The organism is Caballeronia sp. LZ016 (assembly GCF_031450805.1).
Taxonomy (GTDB): Bacteria; Pseudomonadota; Gammaproteobacteria; order Burkholderiales; family Burkholderiaceae; genus Caballeronia.
On the sequence record NZ_JARTVY010000002.1, the window covers coordinates 33,808 to 51,863 of the forward strand.

An 18,056-nucleotide genomic window follows, 5' to 3' on the forward strand; every position below is an offset into this window, starting at 1 on the left:
GACACACCGGCGGGCCGACAGTTCACCGCCGCCCCGACCGGTATACTTGCGCGGCATCGATCGTCGTCGTTGGACTCGTGGTTCGGTCGCCGAAGCAACAAGCGGCGCACCGGCCCGGCAGCGCGTTTCACGCGGCCCGCTTCATGCGTCGCCCGAAAAAATAACAGGACACACCAGGTAGCGTCTTCATGCTGACGTCCAACATCACCCGCTTCGTCACACTCGCGATCCGCCGGCCGGCGTGGATTATCGCCGTTTCACTGCTGCTCGGCGTTCTGAGCACCATTTATGTCGTTCATCACTTTCGCATCAGCACCGATGTCAGCCAGTTGATCGAAACCGAGCCCGAGTGGGCTGCGCGCAGCAAGGCAATCGAGACCGCATTCCCGCAGCGCGGCGCCACGCTGCTGATCGTCGTCGAAGCGCCCGCCCCCGAGTTCGCCGATGCCGCCGCAAGCGAACTCGCCGCCGCGCTCGCAAAGGAACCGGCGCGGTTCAAGTCGGTATCGCAACCGGAAGGCGGCGCGTTCTTCGCGCACAACGGCTTGCTTTATCTGCCCGCGAACAAGGTCGATGAAGTCACGAAGCAACTCGTGCAGGCGCGGCCGCTCATCAACACGCTCGCCCACGACCCGACGCTCACCGGCCTCGCGCAGACGCTGAACACCACGCTGAATGTGCCGCTGATGCTGGGCCAGGTCAATCTCGGCCAGATGGCCGGCCTGCTCGGTCGCAGCGCCGACGTGCTCGACCGCGTGCTCGCGAATCAGCCGACGGCCTTTTCATGGCGCGATGTCGCCGATGCGTCGAAGAAGAGCGGGCCCGGGCGCGCGTTCGTCACCGTGCTGCCCGAACTGGACTTCAACGCACTGAAGGCCGCAGCCGGCACGTCCGATGAAATACGCGCGGTGGCCGCGAAGATCGGCATCGAAAGGAAATACGGCGCGATGCTGCATCTCACCGGCGCGCAGCCGCTCGCGGACGAGGAATTCGCCTCCGTGCAGGACGGCGCGGTGCTCAACGGCGTGCTGACGTTTCTCGTCGTGCTGATGATCCTGTGGGTCGCGCTGCGCTCGAAGCGCATGATTCTCGCGGTGTTCATCACGCTCTTCGTCGGCCTGTCGATCACCGCCGCGCTCGGCCTCATGATGGTCCACGCGCTCAACATGATCTCGGTCGCGTTCATGGTGCTGTTCGTGGGCCTGGGCGTGGACTTCGGAATTCAGTTCGGCGTGAAGTATCGCGAGGAACGGCACAGGCACAAGCGGCTCGATGTCTCCCTCGCCGAGACGGCGCGGCACGTCGCGGTGCCGCTGACGCTCGCCGCCGCCGCCACCGCCGCGAGCTTCTTCTCGTTCCTGCCGACCGCGTATCGCGGCGTATCGGAACTGGGGCTGATCGCGGGCGTCGGCATGTTCGTCGCGTATCTGACCAACATGACGCTCTTGCCCGCGCTGATCAGAGTGTTCGCGCCGCCGGGCGAAGCGCAGGCGCCCGGTTTTCCGCTGCTCGCCCCCGTCGATGAATTCCTCGACCGGCATCGCAAGCCGGTGCTGATCGGCACGCTCGTCGTCGTGATCGGCGCGCTGCCGTTGCTCGCGTACCTGCGTTTCGACTTCAATCCGCTGCACCTGAAAGACCCGCATACGGAATCGATGGCGACGCTCATCTCGCTCGAAAGCTCGCCCGAAGCCGCGGTCAACGATGTCGCCGTGCTCGCGCCTTCGCTCGCGGAGGCGGATCGCATCGCGGCGAAGCTGGACAAGCTGCCGGAAGTCGAGCGCGCGACGACGCTGTCGTCGCTGATCCCGGCCGAACAGCCGAAGAAGCTCGAACTGATCAAGGCCGCCGCCGATCAGCTGCTGCCCGCGCTCGATCAGCCGGTGGCGTCGCCGGTGACGGACACGGTGCGCGTCGCGACCCTGAAGCGCGTGTCGAACCAGCTCTCGCTCGCCGCCGACGAACACCCCGGCGCGGGCGCTGCCGAAGCGAAGCATCTGTCGCAGACGCTTGCCAGGCTCGCCGCCGCCGATGCCGCCGCCCGCGATCGCGCCGAGCACGCGATGGCCGAGCCGCTGCGCCTCGCGCTCGCGCAACTGCGCGCGCTGCTGCAGCCGACGCAAATCACGCGCGCGACGCTGCCGCCATCGATGGCCGAGACGTGGGTCACCGGGAACGGCCAGGCGCTCGTCAACGTCTCGCCGAAGATTCCGCCGGGCGTCGATCCGAACGACGACACGCTGCTCGCCCGCTTCGCCGATGCCGTCGTCAAGGCCGAGCCTAACGCGATCGGCGGGCCGATTTCCGTCCGTCATTCGGCGGAGGTCATCATCCAGGCTTTCCTGCACGCCGCGCTCTACTCGCTGATCGCCATCACCGTACTCCTATGGCTCGCGCTTCGCCGTTTCGGCGATGTCCTGCGAACTTTGGTACCGTTGCTCGTCTCGGCCGTCGTGACGCTGGAGCTGTGTGTCGTGTTCCGGATGCCGCTCAACTTCGCCAACATCATCGCGTTGCCGCTAATGCTGGGCGTGGGCGTCGCGTTCAAGATCTACTTCGTCATGGCGTGGCGGTCGGGGCAGACCCGCCTGCTGCAATCGAGCCTCACGCACGCCGTGATGTTCAGCGCGGCGACCACCGCAACGGCGTTCGGCAGTCTCTGGTTCTCGCATCACCCCGGCACATCCAGCATGGGACGGCTGCTCGCGCTGTCGCTTTTCTGCACGCTGATCGGCGCGGTGGTGTTCCAGCCTGTGCTGATGGGCAAGCCGCGCAAGGTGCGGGCGGCGGACCGGGCGAAGCTGCGCGCGAGCCAGCGTCATGACAATCTAAGAGGAATTGAAGAATGAGAATGGCTTCAGCGGCGCCTGCCGCTGCCGCAGTGCGCCGGGTGACTACCGGCGCCGTCATCGCAGGCGCGCTTTTGATGGCGGGATGCGCAACCGGCCCCGATCGCAATCCGCGCGATCCGCTGGAACCGATGAACCGCACCATCTTCAAGTTCAACGACGGGCTGGATACCTACGTCGCGCGGCCCGTCGCGCAGTTTTACGTCGACTGGACACCGAGCCCGTTCCGCACGGCCGTCAGCAACTTCTTCTCGAATATCGGCGACTTCAGCAACTTCGCCAACAACCTGCTGCAACTGAAGATCACCGATGCGACGCAAGACCTGATGCGTATCGCGATGAACTCGGTGTTCGGCATCGGCGGCCTGATCGACATTGCATCGCCGGCCGGCTTGCCGAAGCATCATCAGGACTTCGGGCTGACGCTCGGGCATTACGGCATGCCCTCGGGGCCGTATCTGGTGCTGCCGCTGCTCGGCCCCAGCTCCGTCCGCGATTCGACGACGTGGCTCGTCGACTGGCGCGTGAATCCGGTGAGCTATGCCGGCTCGGAGATTCGCTGGCCGCTTTATGGCGTGAATTTCGTCAGCGCGCGGGCCGACCTGCTCGGCGCCACGGACCTGCTCTCACAAGCCGCGCTCGACAAGTACGCATTCGTGCGCGATGCGTACACGCAGCGCCGCCAGTATCTGCTGACGGGCGGCGGGTCGTCCGCGACGCTGCCCGATTACGGCGACGAAGGCGTCAGCGCGCCAGACGGCGCGAGTGCGCCCGGCGCGACGGGCGGAGGCAGCAGCGAGCAGGGCTTGCCGACTTACGTCGATCCGGGCGCGGCAGCGTCGCCGGCCGGGGGCATCGGGCCGAAATCGCCGGCGCCCGCGGCGGCGGAAAGCACGAAGCAGCCTGCGCCCGGTGACGAAGGCGCGGTATCGCCAGGTTCCAGCGAGGGGCAGGGATTGCCGAAGTACGAAGACCCGGCGGAGAGCAAGTAAGTCGCTCGAAGAAACGGGCGCTCATGCGCCCGTTTTCGTTTCTCAATGCGCTTCCGCCGTCTCTTCGCGGGCTACGTCATCGCGCGATGCGGTCGGCGCTTCCACTGCGCGCTGATCGCGCCGATAGGCCTCGAAGAGCTCGTCGGCATAGCGAATCTGCGTGCGGCCGTGCGGCTCCGGCTCGCCGCGTTCGTTCAGATTGACGAACACCATCTTCTCGACCGTCAGAATGCTTCTGCGCGTGATCTTGTTGCGCACTTCCGCGCGCAGGGTGATCGACGTGCGGCCGAAGTGCGTCGCGGTGATGCCCAGTTCGATGATGTCGCCCTGCCGCGCCGAACTGACGAAGTTGATTTCCGACATGAACTTCGTGACGACGCGCTGGTTGCCCAGTTGCGAGATGGCGTAGATGGCGGCTTCCTCGTCGATCCAGCGCAGCAGGCTGCCGCCGAACAAGGTGCCGTTGGGATTGAGGTCTTCCGGCTTGACCCACTTGCGAGTATGAAAATTCACTTGCGCTTCCTTGCGTTCCTGCGGCGGCGCACTGAGCGCGTCGTCGCCTAGGGTTTTCCCTGATTATACCGAGATGAGGGTTAACCCGCAGAAGACAAGGGCTTCAGGCGAAGGCCAGCGCCCGCGCGTTCTCGAGCGCCTGCCGCGCCTGCACGAGCGTTGTCCGGGCGGCGCGCGCATCGGCTGCGAGCTTGAGCATCGCGCCCAATTGCGACGGCTGGCGCGCAAGCTCGCGCAGAATCGGGCCGATGGCCGTGGTGCCATCGTCGCGCAGGCCGGCGGTCGCGGCGGGCGGCAGCGTGCGCCAGGCGGGATCGACGATCGCGCGGCACACCGCGAAGGGCAGCCCGCGCGCCGTCGCGATGGCCCCGGCGATATGCGATTCCATATCGACGGCGAGCGCGCCCGTCGACGAATACAGCGACCGCTTCTCCGCCTCGCTCTTGACCGGCTCCGCGACGCCGGCCATCGGGCCGCGCCGCGTGACGCGCCCGAGCGGCGTGGCGGCGATTGCTTCGACGATGCGCGCGCTCCACGCGTCGTCCACCGGCAGCGTGCCGAACGAACTGCAGACGCTTTGCGCGACGACGAGCGCGCCCGGTTCGAGATCCGGCGCGAGGCCGCCCGCCGTCCCGAAGCTGATGATGCCGCAGCAGCCGCGCGCGACCGCATCCGACAACGCGCGCTCCAGCCAGTCCGACCGTGCGGCGAAGACGACATCGACGCCGCGTCCGCGCACGATCTTCGCCTCGAATGCCATGCCCGTCACCGCGACGACGGGCACGCCCTCCGGCCGCTGGCCGCGCGGCGTGTTCACACGCCCACCGTCACGCGCGTCTGGCCTTCGCGCGTCAGATTGCGATACCGCGCCAGCGCCCACAGCGGGAAGAACTTGCGATAGCCGTGGTATCGAAGATAGAAGACGCGCGGAAAGCCGGTGGCGGTGAAGCGGGCTTCGTCCCACAGGCCGTCTTTGGCCTGTGTCCGCACCAGGTACGCGATGCCCCGCGCGACTGCCGGATGCTCGACCAGCCCCGCCGCCATCAGCCCGAGCAGCGCCCACGCCGTCTGCGATGCGGTGCTCGACGCCTGCTCGTATCCGCGATAGTCGAGCTTGTAGCTGTCGCCGTCCTCGCCCCATCCGCCGTCCGCATTCTGAATGCCGATGAGCCACTCCGCGCCTCGCCTGACGCGGGCATCCGTCGGCGCGACGCCGGCCGCGTTCAGCGCGCACAGCGCCGACCACGTGCCGTAGATGTAGTTCATGCCCCAGCGCCCGTACCAGCTTCCGTCGCGCTCCTGGTCCTTCACGACGTATTCGAGCGCGCGGCGCGCGGGCTCGCTGTTGGACGGCGTTTCGCCGAGTTGCGCGAGCATCGAGAGGCAACGGGCGGAGACATCGACGGTCGGCGGGTCGAGCAGCGCGCCGTGATCCGAGAACGGGATGTTGTTCAGGTAGAACTGCGTGTTCTCCGGCTCGAACGCCCCCCAGCCGCCGTCACTGCTTTGCATGCCGACCACCCATTCGCGCGCCCGCGAAATCGCCTCGCCGTACATTGCGGTGCCGTTTTCGCGATCGGCGCGCTCCATCGCCATCGCGACGACGGCGGTATCGTCGACATCCGGGTAATGCGGATTGGCGAACTGGAATGCCCAGCCGCCGGGCCGCACGTTCGGGCGGCGCAGGAACCAGTCGCCGCGCACGTCGAGAATCTGCAGCGGCCGCAGCCATTCGAGACCGCGCGCCACCGCCGCGCGCGCCTTCGGCATGCCCGTTTCGAGCAGTGCGTGCGAAGCGAGCGACGTGTCCCACACCGGCGAGAGGCACGGCTGGCAATACGCTTCGCCGGCGTCCGATTCGTCGATGACGAGCAGCTTGTCGATGGACTTGCGCGCAACCGCGCGGTTCGGATGCTCCGGCGGATAGCCGAGCACGTCGTACATCATGACGGAGTTGGCCATCGCCGGGAAAATCGCGCCGAGGCCGTCTTCCCCGTTGAGGCGCTCATCGACGAAACGCACCGCTTCCGCGATTGCACGTTCACGGCCCGCCTTGGGAAAAGCGCCGTCGGTGGCGCGCAGGATCGAATCGACCACGCGGAAAAACGCGAACCAGCCGCGTTTTTGATGCCCCGCGCGCTCGGGCATGCCGGTGTTCACGGGCGAATCGCGGAACACTTCGTCGATGCGCACGCCACGCGGATTACGCGCCATCGGGCGCTTCGCGTTGAGCACGAGCAGCGGCACGATCACCGTGCGCGCCCAGTACGACACCTTCGACAAGTGGAACGGGAACCACACCGGCAGGCGCATGATTTCGACCGGCATCATCGGCACCGCGCGCCAGGACACCACGCCGAACAGCGCGAGCAGGATGCGCGTGAAGACGTTCGCCTTCTCCGCGCCGCCAGCGGCCAGAATTGCGCGGCGGGCGCGCTGCATGTGCTCGGCCTCGGGAGAATCGCCGATCATCTTCAATGCGAAGTACGCCTTCACGGACGCGGAAACGTCCATCGCGCCGTCGGTGAAGAGCGGCCAGCCGCCGTCGGCGAGCTGGATCCGGCGCAGATAGCGGCCGATCTTCGCTTCGAGCGCGACATCGGCGGTTTCGCCCAGATAGTGGACGAGCAGCACGTATTCCGCGGGAATCGTGGCGTCGGCCTCGAGTTCGTACAGCCAGTAGCCTTCGGGATGTTGCGCCGCGAGCAGCGCGTCGGTGGCTTCGGTGACGGCGTGGTCCAGCGCGGCGTTCGATACCGGCGCGCCCACGGCCGACGGGGATAAATCGTTCATCAGTATTCCATCGATGGGTTCATCAGCACATCCGCGGCCTTCTGGCCCGAGCGGACAGCGCCTTCGATCGTCGCGGGCAGGCCGGTCGCCGTCCAGTCGCCCGCGAGCGTGAGATTTTGCCAGCGCGTGCGCGTCGCGGCCCGCAAGCCTTCCTGCGACGGCACGGCGGCGAACGTCGCCTGCTCTTCGACGACGACCTGCCACGGCGGCATCGGCGCTTCCGGCATGCGCGCCGCCTTCGCCACATCCCGCCAGACACTCGCCGCGATATCTTCGTGAGGCGTCGCAAGGAGGCGGTCGGCATCGGCGATCGTGGCCGTGAGCCGGCCCTCGCTCGCATGGAGCCAGTCCGAGGCGCCGCTCACGAAGAACGTCAGCCGCCCGGAGCCGGCAAAGGCGATCGGCACGTCGACCGCGAAATGCACGGTCGCGATCGCGCGGAATTCGTCGGGCGCGGCGACATCCGGCACGAGCCGCCGCGCGGCGTCCGGCGTGACGGCGAGCACGACGCCATCGCCCGGCTCGATCGATACGGGCTCGCCCGCGTTGTCGAAAGCGAGGGAGCTTACCCGTTCCCTGGAATCCGTGCCCGACAAGCCGATCGCCGCGACGCGCGCGCCGAGCCGAATCTCCGCGCCGCCATATTGCAAGAGCCGCAGCGCGGGTTCCACAAACGCGTGCGCAAGGCCGTTTCTCGCAACGAGCGGCCGGCACGCCTGCCCGCCGGCCACAAGCGTCTCCCGCAACATGTTTGCGGCCAGTGTCGCGCTGGCTCGCGAGGGATCGGCGTTCAGCAGCGCGCGCAGCAGCGGTCGCGCGAGGCGGTCCCAGACGCGACCGCTCGCGCGCATCGATTGCTCGATCGTCCGCCCGGGTTTCGCGAAGAATAGCGGCAGAAGCTGAAGGTAGTCGGCGGGCTGCGTGGCGGGCACGCGGGCATCGGCGTCGAAGATCCAGCGCGGCAAGCGTCCCGGAGAAATGCGGATGGTCCACGCGTCGCCGGCATGGGCGTCGAAGAATGGATAGTCGGGCTGCGTCGGGCCGGCGAGATTGTCTGCCGAACCGATCGTGCGCAGGTAGGCGAGCGTCGAATGATTGCCGGACAGCAGCAGATGACTGCCGTTATCGACGGTGGCGCCGAGCCTTGCGTCGAAATAGGAGCGGCTGCGGCCTCCGGCGTTGGGTGCGGCCTCGATGAGCACGACGCGCGCGCCGCGCCGTTGCGCCTGCACTGCGGCGGCGAGCCCGGCGACGCCGGCGCCGACCACGAACACCCGCCGGGACATTAGAGAAGGTTGCGCGCCACGATCCACAGCAGACGCGCACGCGGCGTGCGCACGCGCGTGCGCGGCAGGTCGAAGCCGCGTTTGAGATTGGCGTCGAGCACGGTCCGGTAGGCCGCCGACATGATGCGCGGCGCGCGCACTTCGTGGCGTGGTGAAGCGGCCATGATGGTGTCGGACTGCGCGTAGTGCCCTTTCGCGCGTTCGGCGAGCACGGCGCAGACGCGCGGCAGGCGCGCATCGCCCACGATGCTTGCCGGATCGGTCGTCGAGATGCCTTCGCGCGTGAGCAATTCGCGCGGCAGGTAGACGCGGCCGATGGCGGCGTCTTCGTCGATATCGCGCAGGATGTTGGTCAGTTGCAACGCGCGCCCCAGATGATGCGCGAGCCGGCGGCCGGCGTCTTCGTGCATCCCGAAGATTCTCACCGATAGCCGTCCGACTGCGCTGGCGACACGGTCGCAATACAGGTCGAGCGTGGCTTCGTCGGGCGCGACGATGTCGCACGCGGCGTCCATTGCCATGCCGTCGATGACGGCGTGGAAGTCGTCGCGCGAGAGCTGGAATGCGTGGATGTGGCGGGTGAGCGGTTCGATCGAGCGTCTGGGCGCGCCGCGATAGCAGGCGTCGATGTCTTCGCGCCAGCGTTCGAGTGCGAGCGCGCGTTCGCGTCGCGGCAGCGAGCCTTCGTCCGCGATGTCGTCGACAGCGCGGCAGAAGGCGTAGATCTGGTACATCGCGTCTCGCTGCGCCGCCGGGAGGATGCGCATCGCAAGATAGAACGAACTTCCCGACGATGCCTTTGCGGCGTCGGTGGTGGATTCGTCAGCGATGATGTTGGAAACGGCCAAGACGGACTCCGCTGTGGCGCCCCCAAGGGCTGGATTATGAGTTTGCAGCAGTTCCGCGGAGCGCGCGGAAACGCTTGGCGCTGTAAGGAACGGACCGGCGAGAATCACCGATGCGCCGGCGGCAATAGCGCGCCGGAAGCGGCACAGAGTATATCAATTGTTGGGCGGCGGCGTCACAGCAGCAAGAGGTAGTCTGCACCGGCGGGCTCTCGGCATTCGATTGTTATTCTTGGAAGCGCTAATTGACCTGTGATGGCGGCACATCGTACAAGGACAGCAGCGAACCGCGCTCTGCCTGAAGGCGGGGCGCTTCTTTTCGATTGCGCTCGACCGCACCTACTGACCCCAACCGTCCACACGCATGTTCCAACAAGTCAAGAGCTTACAAGTCAACGTTCGAGCACGAGTACGAACGGAATCGTCATTTGGACATGGGTATTTGAACCAACACGCCGTGCCTATCGAATGGTTCGCTCACGTCAGAAACCCGCAGCAGTTGCGGGAAGCAAGGCGGAACGCCATTGAGCGATACATTTTTGAGCGCTTCGGCGCGGCAGGGGCTAAAGCCTACCGAAAAGAAAAAAGCGAATACAAGCGATACAGGACTGCGGCGAACGCAGTAGCTCGCGCAGTTGATCGAGCCAGCAGGCTCTATCAGTGGAAATTTCCGGCTCGAACAAAGCACAAGCCTGGGAAAGCGGAGACGAGCCGCTCAGGTGAGGGGCAAACGTCCAACTTCCGCGCCGCTATGCTTCAATTGCTCGAAACGTTCTATGGGTCCTCAGAGGAAAGATCATGCTTGATCGAGCAATGGGGAGATGCGAGCAACGGCGGAGTCGTTGTGGAGTGGACAATCAGATAACCTTTGCACAGCAATACTCGTCGGAAGTATTGTGCTTTCGGATGCGAAGAACGGACTTGCCAGGCTAATTCAGCGGCACTCGCACAGAACAGCGAATTCACACACTTTCCCGCGGCTGACGACTAACGCCGTCGACGCTCGTGCATCATGGCACGATGAAACCGACGGAATTATTAAGTCATAACAAGACTCTCAATTCCCTGAAGGCGCGGCGCGCTAGGTCGAGAATTGCGATAGGGGTGAGTACGTTACCCTAGTCTGAAAGGGTAGCGTGCCGCTCAACGTCGATTATGTGCGAGGTATTTATGTGCTCATTGGTTTTATCGACCCAAGGAGCTCAGAGGACGTAAGACATCAGTGGGCGTGGAAGGTGATTCAAGGCTTTGTCAGGCTGAGGGTGTTCTACGGAGTGACTAAACTAATCAGTGCATCGGGCGGTTCAGAAAAAATCTGCTTTCTTTAGTCACTTCCTTTGCATGCGACCACAACCCTAAGCAAAGCCCACAGCCCGATTTCTCCCCCCACGCTTCGCGGCATAAAGCGCCGCATCGGCCTCGTTGATAAGCGCTTCGTATGAAGTAGTGACACCTCGCCTGGCACACGCGGCGCCGACGCTAGCCGTAACGGGCACCCGCGCCCCCTGCACATCGATAGGCGTCTCGCAAATAGCGCATCGCACTTTCTCGGCGACGATCATCGCATCGTCGAAACCCGTGCATGGCAGCAGCAGCGCGAACTCCTCGCCGCCGAAGCGCCCGAACACATCCTGCACCCGCACCGCCGCGGCGACGCGCGCCGCCATCACGCGCAGCACCGTATCGCCCACGAGATGCCCGAGCTCGTCATTGATCCGCTTGAAGTGATCCAGATCGAAAAGCAGCATCGACAGATCGCCGTCATATCGCTGCCAGCGCGAGAACTCATCGCTCAGGCGCAGTTCGAAATAGCGCCGGTTCGCAATGCCCGTCAACCCGTCGCGATCCGCGAACTCCTGCAGTTTCGCCACGGCCTCATCGCGAGCGCGCTGCATCATGCTCGCGTGCGTCGCATCGCAGATCGTCACGCACACCGCGCGCACCTCGCGATCGTGCGCGAGCGGCATGAACGTGCAATCCTGCTGCATGAAATCGACACCGCCCGTGATCGGCCGGTCATGATCGAACTTGAAGAGATACGGCCGCTGCTCCCACGAACTGAACGCGAAGCTGCCAAGCTGAAACACGCTCTCGACCTTGCGCGTCAGCCACACGCGCGGCAGTTCGGGAAAGCTCGCAAAAATGGACTCGCCCGTGACCTGCTCGGCCGTCTTGCCGCTGTGATCCGCCATGAAGCGATTCCACATCAGCACGTTGAGATCGCGATCGAGCACGAAAATGCCGAAGCCCACACGCTCGATCACCAGTTCGCTCAACACATGCCGCAGTTCTTCCATGTCGATGCGGCTCAGAGACTCGAAAGCAGTGCATCGAGCGCGTCGCGCAGATGCTGGATCGCATCCTCGGCCATCAACATGACCAGATGCGCGCGAAAGCTGTGATCCTCCAGCGCGAAGTTCACTTCGAGCAAAAGCGCCGACTTCCAGGCGAGCATCGCCGGCTGGAATACATCGTCCAGCGCGAGTTCCAGTCCGAGCATGCCCGGCGGCGAAAAAATGGGCGCCCGCCCGAGCTGCTCGAGAATGCACGACACGCATGCGCCCATCAGCACCGTCGCCACGTCGAAGATGAGTTCCGTGCGCGTGGTGGTCTCGTAAGTGGACTTGGTGTACGGATCGTCGACGAGCGCGCAAAGCTGATCCACGCTGCCGCTCTTGCACAACACGATCGCTTCGCCCTTGATGTCCGAGCGGAATCCCTGGCGCACGGCGGTGACGGCATCGGTGATGCCGGTCATCTCGCGCAGCGCCTGCGACGCCTGCGCCACCCCGACGACGCGCACGCGCGGCACCGACAACTCGATGAACGTGCCGAGCAGCTTCGACAGGCGCGTCGCGGCCTGGCCCATCGCCATGTTGGCGACTTCCTGCAGCGCATCGCGCTGATCTTCGTTGAGGGCTGGGTCAACCATGGAGTCCGTACTCCTTCAGAACGGGACGCAGCGCTTCGGAGGTGACGGGCTTCGGCAGGAAGGCGATCGCGCCGAGCGCCCGCACGCGTTCCTGAGCCATCGGCTGGACATCGGCGGAAACCACGATTACGAACGTGTTCAGGTCCTCGTGCTGAAGCGCATCGAGCACCTGATAGCCGGTCATGTCGGGCATCGTCAGGTCCAGGAACATCACCGAGGCGCGGCCCGCGCGATAAAGCTCGAGCGCCTCGCGTCCGTTCGTCGCGTAGGAAATCTCGACGTTCCAGTCCTCGGGCAGCGCGCGCGTCAGGACCTTGCGGGCGAGCAGGGAATCATCGGCAATGACAATCGGGAAAGGCATGGTCGGTCGGGTCAATGAGCGTTTCGAGCCAGGCGCCGTCACGACAGACACGGCATGCTCTCGCATGTGTTTACGGCGTTGCCGCGGAATTCTTAAGTTCTTCGCTGCGCGGTGAGTTGCCGGTCAACGTAACGGCGGGCGCGGCGACCCGCCGGGCCTTGAACATCGAGACTCGCGATGGGCATAAAGCCGGGCTTGCTTTGCGGATTCGCGGTGGATGCACTCGCCGGGCATAAATCAGAGGATTGCATTGTGGGCTGAAGGTGTTGCCAAGGCAACTCGCCAAAGTGTGAAAGTAGGAGAAATAATCTCGTTTACGGCAATGTTTCGGAAAATGCCGCCCAGCAGGTTCGCCACGGTTTCAAGTACATCCTTTTGTGTACGTTTGCGCTTCCGATAAACTCGCTAACTCGGTCGCACGCACATTCGTCCGATGAACCTGCGTGCAAGAGCCGCCGCTCGGTACACTTCGTGCGTGCCACAAACATTCGCTCCGCGCGGCCCTGTCCCGCCTCGTTGCGAAGAAGAAACGACACACCTCATAAGTAAAGTTTTCCACTTCGCTGCCAAAATGACGCTGCAACGTGAGGAACCCCACGGCGATCCCGCCTCCGATCACCGGCAGGAAGAGCCGCCCTTCCCGGTCGTCCCGGAGAGGAACTTCGCGGCGCAACGCCTGACGCTTTATGCGCTGCTCATCGCAGCCGTCGTGCTGCCGTGCGTCTATGTTGCGATCACCGCGATCTCCGACTACCGCGCCCGCGAAGCGAGCGCATCGGAGCTCGTCGCGCGCAATGCGCGCGTGGCCGAAGAGCACGCGCTCAAAGTCTTCGATCTGAACGTGACGCTGAACGAGCGCATCGTCGATCTGCTCGACGATCTCGAAGCCAACGCGATCCATCAGCAGGACGTCATCATTCACGAACGCCTCGCCGAGATGATCGGCAGCTATCCGCAGGTCGCGGCCGCATCGGTGTTCGGCCCCGACGGCAAACTGCTCGCGACGAGCCGTGCGTGGCCCACGCCCGATGTGTCCGTCGGCGATCGTGAGGATTTCAAGGGGCTGCGCAACAGCAAGAACCTCGAGCAGATTTCGCGCGTGATGGTCGGCAGCGTCGTGAAGGAGCGCGTGTTCAACACGGCGATCGCGCGTCGGGCGACCGACGGCCGGTTCATGGGAATGGTCACGATCGCGCTGCGGCCGCCGTACTTCAACGCGTTCTATCGCGAATTGCTCGGCGACAGCCCGACGGTCTCGCTCGGCCTGGCCCGCGCCGACGGCGAAGTGCTCGCGTGGTATCCCGACCGCCCCGCGGCCCGTACCGCACTGACCGCGAACTCGCCGCTACGCGCGGCATACAAGTCGGGCGCGCGCAGCGGGGTCGTCAAGATGGTGTCGGGATTCGACGACGAACTGAAGATCGTCGCGTTCCGGCGGGTCGGCGGCTATCCGGTCTATGTATCGAGCGGCTTTCCCATTTCGACGATCTGGGATCAGTGGTATCGGCACCTGAGCGTGCTCGCACTCTCGATTCTTGCGCCGTGCGTCGTGCTGTGGGGCGTGATCGGCCAGTCGCTGCGGCGGCTCGCGATCGAAGAGGAAGCGTGGGAGCGCTGGCAGGCGGAAGCGTCGATGCGCCGCTCGATCGAGTCCGCTTACCGGCAGGCGCGCAAGATGGAAGCGCTCGGCAATCTGGTCGGCAGCGTCGCGCACGACTTCAACAACCTGCTGATGATCGTCTCGACCAACGTGCAGATCGCGCGACGGCGCGGCGGGACGGGCCTCGACCGCGAACTGTCCGCGATGGAACGCGCGCTCAAGAGCGGTCAGTCGCTGACGCGCCAGTTGCTCGGCGTCGCGCGCAAGCAGCCATTGAGGAGCGAGGTCATCGCGTTCGGCCAGTGGGTGTCGGCCGTGCGCGAACTGCTGCGCGCGTCGCTGGGCGCGAAGGTCGCGCTGAACGTCGAGGTATCGGCCGATGTCGGGACGGTTCGCGTCGATCCCGCCGAACTCGAGCTCGCGCTCATCAACGTCGCGGTCAATGCGCGCGACGCGATGCCCAACGGCGGGACCTTCACCGTGCGCGCCGACAACGTGCGCTTCCGTCACGAAGACGGCTTTCCGCTCACCGGCGATTTCGTGCAGATCACGCTCGAAGACACCGGCGTCGGCATGCGTCCCGATGTGCTCGGGCGCGCGTTCGAGCCGCTTTTCACGACGAAGCCGAAAGGCATGGGCACCGGCCTCGGCCTGCCGCAAGTCTTCGCGTTCTGCGAGCGCGCGGGCGGGCTGGCGACCATCGACAGCGCCGTCGGCGCAGGCACCGCCGTGCGCCTCTATCTGCCGCGGGCGAGCGCGGCCGGCACCGCCGACAGCAGCGCGGACCCGGCCGCCGCCGCCGTCCCCGAAGCGGACGGCCTGCGCGTGCTGCTCGTCGAAGACAACGAGGAGGTCGCGGCGGGCACCGAGGCGCTCCTCACGATGATGGGTCACCAGGTCACCTACGTCTTTAACGCCGACACCGCCATCACGGTGCTCGAAAGCGCGCGCGATGCCGCTTCGCCATCGGGTTTTCCGTTCGACGTGATCCTCTCCGACATTCACATGCCGGGACAATCGAACGGCATCGACCTTGCCGAACGCATGCAGCGGTTCGAGCCACGCATCCCGGTGATTCTCGTCACCGGTTACGCGGAAGAACTGGACCGCGCGCGACAGGTCGATGCGCGCGTGCTGTCGAAACCGTTCGACATCGCCCTGCTCGATTCCCTGCTGCGCGGCGTCCGCGAAGGGCAGGCGGCGCGCTCGGTCGATCGCTGAGCGCGGTCTTGCGGCCGCTTTCGGACCACTGGCGATCCGGCACGTCTGTTGCGTGCATCAACCGCACGTGCGGCGACCGAGGGTTGCCGATCCCCGGAAATCCGCGAGAAGCGAGGAGGCGACCATGCGACATACCGTCATCGGAGTTTTCGACACTTACGCCCAGGCCGAAGATGCGCGCTCGGCGCTGATCACCGCAGGCTTCGCGCGCACCGACATCGAGTTGCAGGCGAACCCGAAGCGCGACGACGCCGCCGTGCCGTCCGATATCCCCGACGCCCAGACGCACGCGGAGCCGGGCGTGCTCGCGAACATCGAGCGCTTCTTCAGCATGCTGTTCGGCGGGCGCGACCATCCGCCCGAAGTCGCGCATTATTCCGAAGCCGTGCGGCGCGGCGCGGTGCTGGTCGCCGTCGATACATCGAGCCAGGAGCAGGCGGAAATCGCCCGCGTGACGCTGTCGGACCGGGGCGCGATCGATATCGACGAACGCGCGGCGAGCTGGTCGACGCTCTCTCAGGGCGCAAGCGCGACGCCCGCCGCAAGCGACAGCCGCGATCATTCGATCCTCGACGAACTGGGTCTCGGACTAGGCAGCGGCGTGCCGGGCAAGGCGCCGGTGAACGAACCGCGCGTCGACACGGCGCCGCGCGCGCGGGCGTATCCGCGTGCGGATGTCGGCGATCCGGCCGTGACGCCGCTTTCCGATCCGCTGGTCGATCCGGTCGGCGCGCCGCGGGTCGACGTGCCCGCCCGCACCGATCCCGCGACGCTCACCTCCCGCGATTACGTGAGCGATCCTGCCGACGATGCGCTGATGCCTGACACGCGCCCGCAGCGCGACGTCGCCGAGCCGTCGAGTGTGCAGTACGAGCAGGTCGAAACGAAGACGGCCGCCCGCAGCGCCAGCGCCAGTGACCCGCTTGCGGGGCGGGATCCCGTCACCGGCCGCGATCCGCTCGCGACCACGGGCGTCGATCCGCTCGCCGGCACGCCCGCCGATCCGCTCGCGTCAGGTTCGGAAGTCGGCGCGGATGTGGGCGAGTTGCCGGGGGCAGCGAAGCGCGATCCGTTGCCGGGCGTGCGTGTCGATCCGGACACGGACTGGCGTTCGATCGATTCGATCGAACCGCTCAGCACGCTCGACGAACCTGCCAGGCCGCAGCAACTGAATATGCAGAATCAGGCGCAATCGCAATCGATGCCGGCGATGGGCGCGTCGGGCGATCCCATCGGCACCTCGGCGGCGTCGCAGGCGGCCGTGCCGCTCGGCCCGCGCACGACGCCGAACGAGTACATGGAGTACGAGGAGGACTTCCGCGCGGATTACGACGCGAAGTATGCGGCGACCGGCGAGCCGTACGAGGACTACCAGGGCGCGTATCGCTACGGCGCGACGCTCGGCAACGACGACCGCTTCCGCAGCCGCGCGTGGGACGATCAGATGGAGTATGAAATGCGCCGCGACTGGGAGACGCGGCATCCGGAAGGCGATACGTGGGACCGCTTCAAGGCGGCGATCCGCCACGGCTGGGATCGCGTGACGGGGCAGCATCACATCTGACGCCTGGTTGTTCGCTAGCGAGACACGGCCCGCCTGCGCGGGCCGTTTTCATCGCGTCAGGCGGCGGCGTGGTCCCGCACCCAGGCGACGTACTTGTCCATGAAGTTCTGCAGATACTTCCGCGTGTCTTCGCTCACGATGTTCCCGTTCGCGTCGATCCGCTTCTCGTCGTGCTTGATGTACATCTCCGGCTGGCCGAGCAGCGCGATATCGAGATAGGCGCAGACACCCCGCAAATGCGACTGGGCAATGGCGGTGCCGATCGCACCCGGCGACGTGCCGATGACCGCGCCAGGCTTGCCGCCCCAGGCGCTATGCCCCCACGGACGCGAGCCCCAGTCGAGCGCGTTTTTCAACACGCCTGGAATCGACCGGTTGTATTCCGGCGTGACGAACAGCAGGCCGTCGGCTTCGGAGACCTTCTGCTTGAGCGTACGCGCGGACTCCGGAAAGTCGCTGTCGTATTCCTGGCTGTACAGCGGAAGGCTGCCGATATCGACGTGCTCGAACGTGAAATCGTCCGGTGCGAGTGTTTCGAGTGCGTGCGCGAGTTGCCTGTTGAACGAATCGCGTCGAAGGCTTCCTACGACCACCGCGATCTTGTAGGCCATGACCTGATCCCCCGTCGATGAAAGTGAGTGAGCCGGCGAGCTTCCGCCGGGCGCGAGGACACATCATATTCGGATCGACGGCGATGCGTCACGCAAGCCGGTTGCCGCTGCGATTGAATCCATTTTTGTGATGAATCGCGCAGTCCAGTTCGTGCCGCGTCAACACTCGGTTTGCGCCCAGCTATCCCCAAGTTTATCCACAGAATCTGTGGATAAGTCGGCATGACGGACGAGCGGCAGCGAGTTTCGATTCAAGGATGAAACAACGCGCGCGGTCGTTGCTTCGAACGATCGCTTTTCGCCGGCCTTACTGCCCGAAGAAAACGTTGCACTGCGACGCCGGGCCCTGGCAGGACGAGGCCTGTTGCGCGTCGGCTGCTTGTGCCGCGCCCGCAGCGGTGAGAAGAGCAACGGATGCAGCGATAAGGGCAAGAATGCGCTTCATGAGACACCTCCAAGTTTCGTTTGCCGATCGGACTCGATCGATGA

Annotated in this window: 14 protein-coding genes; 4 read left to right on the forward strand and 10 right to left on the reverse strand. The window is 65.4% G+C overall.

Going from position 1 to position 18,056, the window contains the following annotated elements; translation table 11 throughout:
* Positions 1-188: 188 nt before the first annotated feature.
* Complete coding sequence (locus P9220_RS13685; RefSeq protein ID WP_309765536.1) at positions 189-2,849, forward strand: MMPL family transporter; 2,661 nt, start codon at positions 189-191, stop codon at positions 2,847-2,849.
* Positions 2,846-3,841 (forward strand): MlaA family lipoprotein, encoded by a 996-nt coding sequence (locus tag P9220_RS13690; protein WP_404989551.1) that lies wholly within the window; start codon positions 2,846-2,848, stop codon positions 3,839-3,841. Before P9220_RS13685 ends, P9220_RS13690 begins: the two co-directional genes overlap by 4 nt.
* A gap of 42 nt (positions 3,842-3,883) precedes the next feature.
* On the opposite strand, the gene P9220_RS13695 is transcribed toward P9220_RS13690, so the two are convergent.
* The 8 genes from P9220_RS13695 to P9220_RS13730 form a co-directional block, all read right to left on the reverse strand.
* Positions 3,884-4,354 (reverse strand): hotdog domain-containing protein, encoded by a 471-nt coding sequence (locus tag P9220_RS13695; RefSeq protein ID WP_309765537.1) that lies wholly within the window; start codon positions 4,352-4,354, stop codon positions 3,884-3,886.
* Positions 4,355-4,457: 103 nt separating this feature from the next.
* A complete protein-coding gene (locus tag P9220_RS13700) occupies positions 4,458-5,114 on the reverse strand; it encodes a phosphorylase (RefSeq protein ID WP_309766741.1) in 657 nt (218 codons plus the stop codon).
* Positions 5,115-5,167: 53 nt separating this feature from the next.
* Positions 5,168-7,147, reverse strand: coding sequence for a squalene--hopene cyclase (gene shc / locus P9220_RS13705; RefSeq protein ID WP_309765538.1), 1,980 nt, complete (start codon positions 7,145-7,147; stop codon positions 5,168-5,170).
* Positions 7,147-8,433 carry a hydroxysqualene dehydroxylase HpnE gene (hpnE, locus tag P9220_RS13710; protein ID WP_309765539.1) on the reverse strand — a complete coding sequence of 429 codons (1,287 nt, stop codon included), beginning with the start codon at positions 8,431-8,433 and terminating at the stop codon, positions 7,147-7,149. Before hpnE ends, shc begins: the two co-directional genes overlap by 1 nt.
* A complete protein-coding gene (gene hpnD / locus P9220_RS13715) occupies positions 8,433-9,281 on the reverse strand; it encodes a presqualene diphosphate synthase HpnD (RefSeq protein ID WP_309765540.1) in 849 nt (282 codons plus the stop codon). Before hpnD ends, hpnE begins: the two co-directional genes overlap by 1 nt.
* Before the next feature lie 1,352 nt (positions 9,282-10,633).
* Positions 10,634-11,575, reverse strand: a complete 942-nt coding sequence (locus P9220_RS13720; RefSeq protein WP_309765541.1) for a diguanylate cyclase — start codon at positions 11,573-11,575, stop codon at positions 10,634-10,636.
* A gap of 11 nt (positions 11,576-11,586) precedes the next feature.
* Positions 11,587-12,210 (reverse strand): chemotaxis protein CheC, encoded by a 624-nt coding sequence (locus tag P9220_RS13725; protein WP_309765542.1) that lies wholly within the window; start codon positions 12,208-12,210, stop codon positions 11,587-11,589.
* Positions 12,203-12,571, reverse strand: a complete 369-nt coding sequence (locus P9220_RS13730; RefSeq protein WP_309765543.1) for a response regulator — start codon at positions 12,569-12,571, stop codon at positions 12,203-12,205. The genes P9220_RS13725 and P9220_RS13730 overlap by 8 nt, the downstream gene beginning before the upstream one ends.
* A gap of 571 nt (positions 12,572-13,142) precedes the next feature.
* Here P9220_RS13730 and P9220_RS13735 point away from each other — a divergent pair.
* Positions 13,143-15,392 carry an ATP-binding protein gene (locus tag P9220_RS13735; protein ID WP_309765544.1) on the forward strand — a complete coding sequence of 750 codons (2,250 nt, stop codon included), beginning with the start codon at positions 13,143-13,145 and terminating at the stop codon, positions 15,390-15,392.
* A 124-nt stretch (positions 15,393-15,516) separates the two neighbouring features.
* Positions 15,517-16,956 (forward strand): hypothetical protein, encoded by a 1,440-nt coding sequence (locus P9220_RS13740; protein ID WP_309765545.1) that lies wholly within the window; start codon positions 15,517-15,519, stop codon positions 16,954-16,956.
* Positions 16,957-17,012: 56 nt separating this feature from the next.
* Here P9220_RS13740 and P9220_RS13745 read toward each other — a convergent pair whose 3' ends face one another.
* Together P9220_RS13745 and P9220_RS13750 are read right to left on the reverse strand one after the other, a co-directional pair.
* A complete protein-coding gene (locus P9220_RS13745) occupies positions 17,013-17,567 on the reverse strand; it encodes an NADPH-dependent FMN reductase (protein WP_309765546.1) in 555 nt (184 codons plus the stop codon).
* 307 nt (positions 17,568-17,874) lie between these two features.
* Entirely contained in the window at positions 17,875-18,012 is a 138-nt protein-coding gene (locus P9220_RS13750; protein ID WP_309765547.1) for a hypothetical protein, read from the reverse strand.
* Between the last annotated feature and the right edge of the window lie 44 nt (positions 18,013-18,056).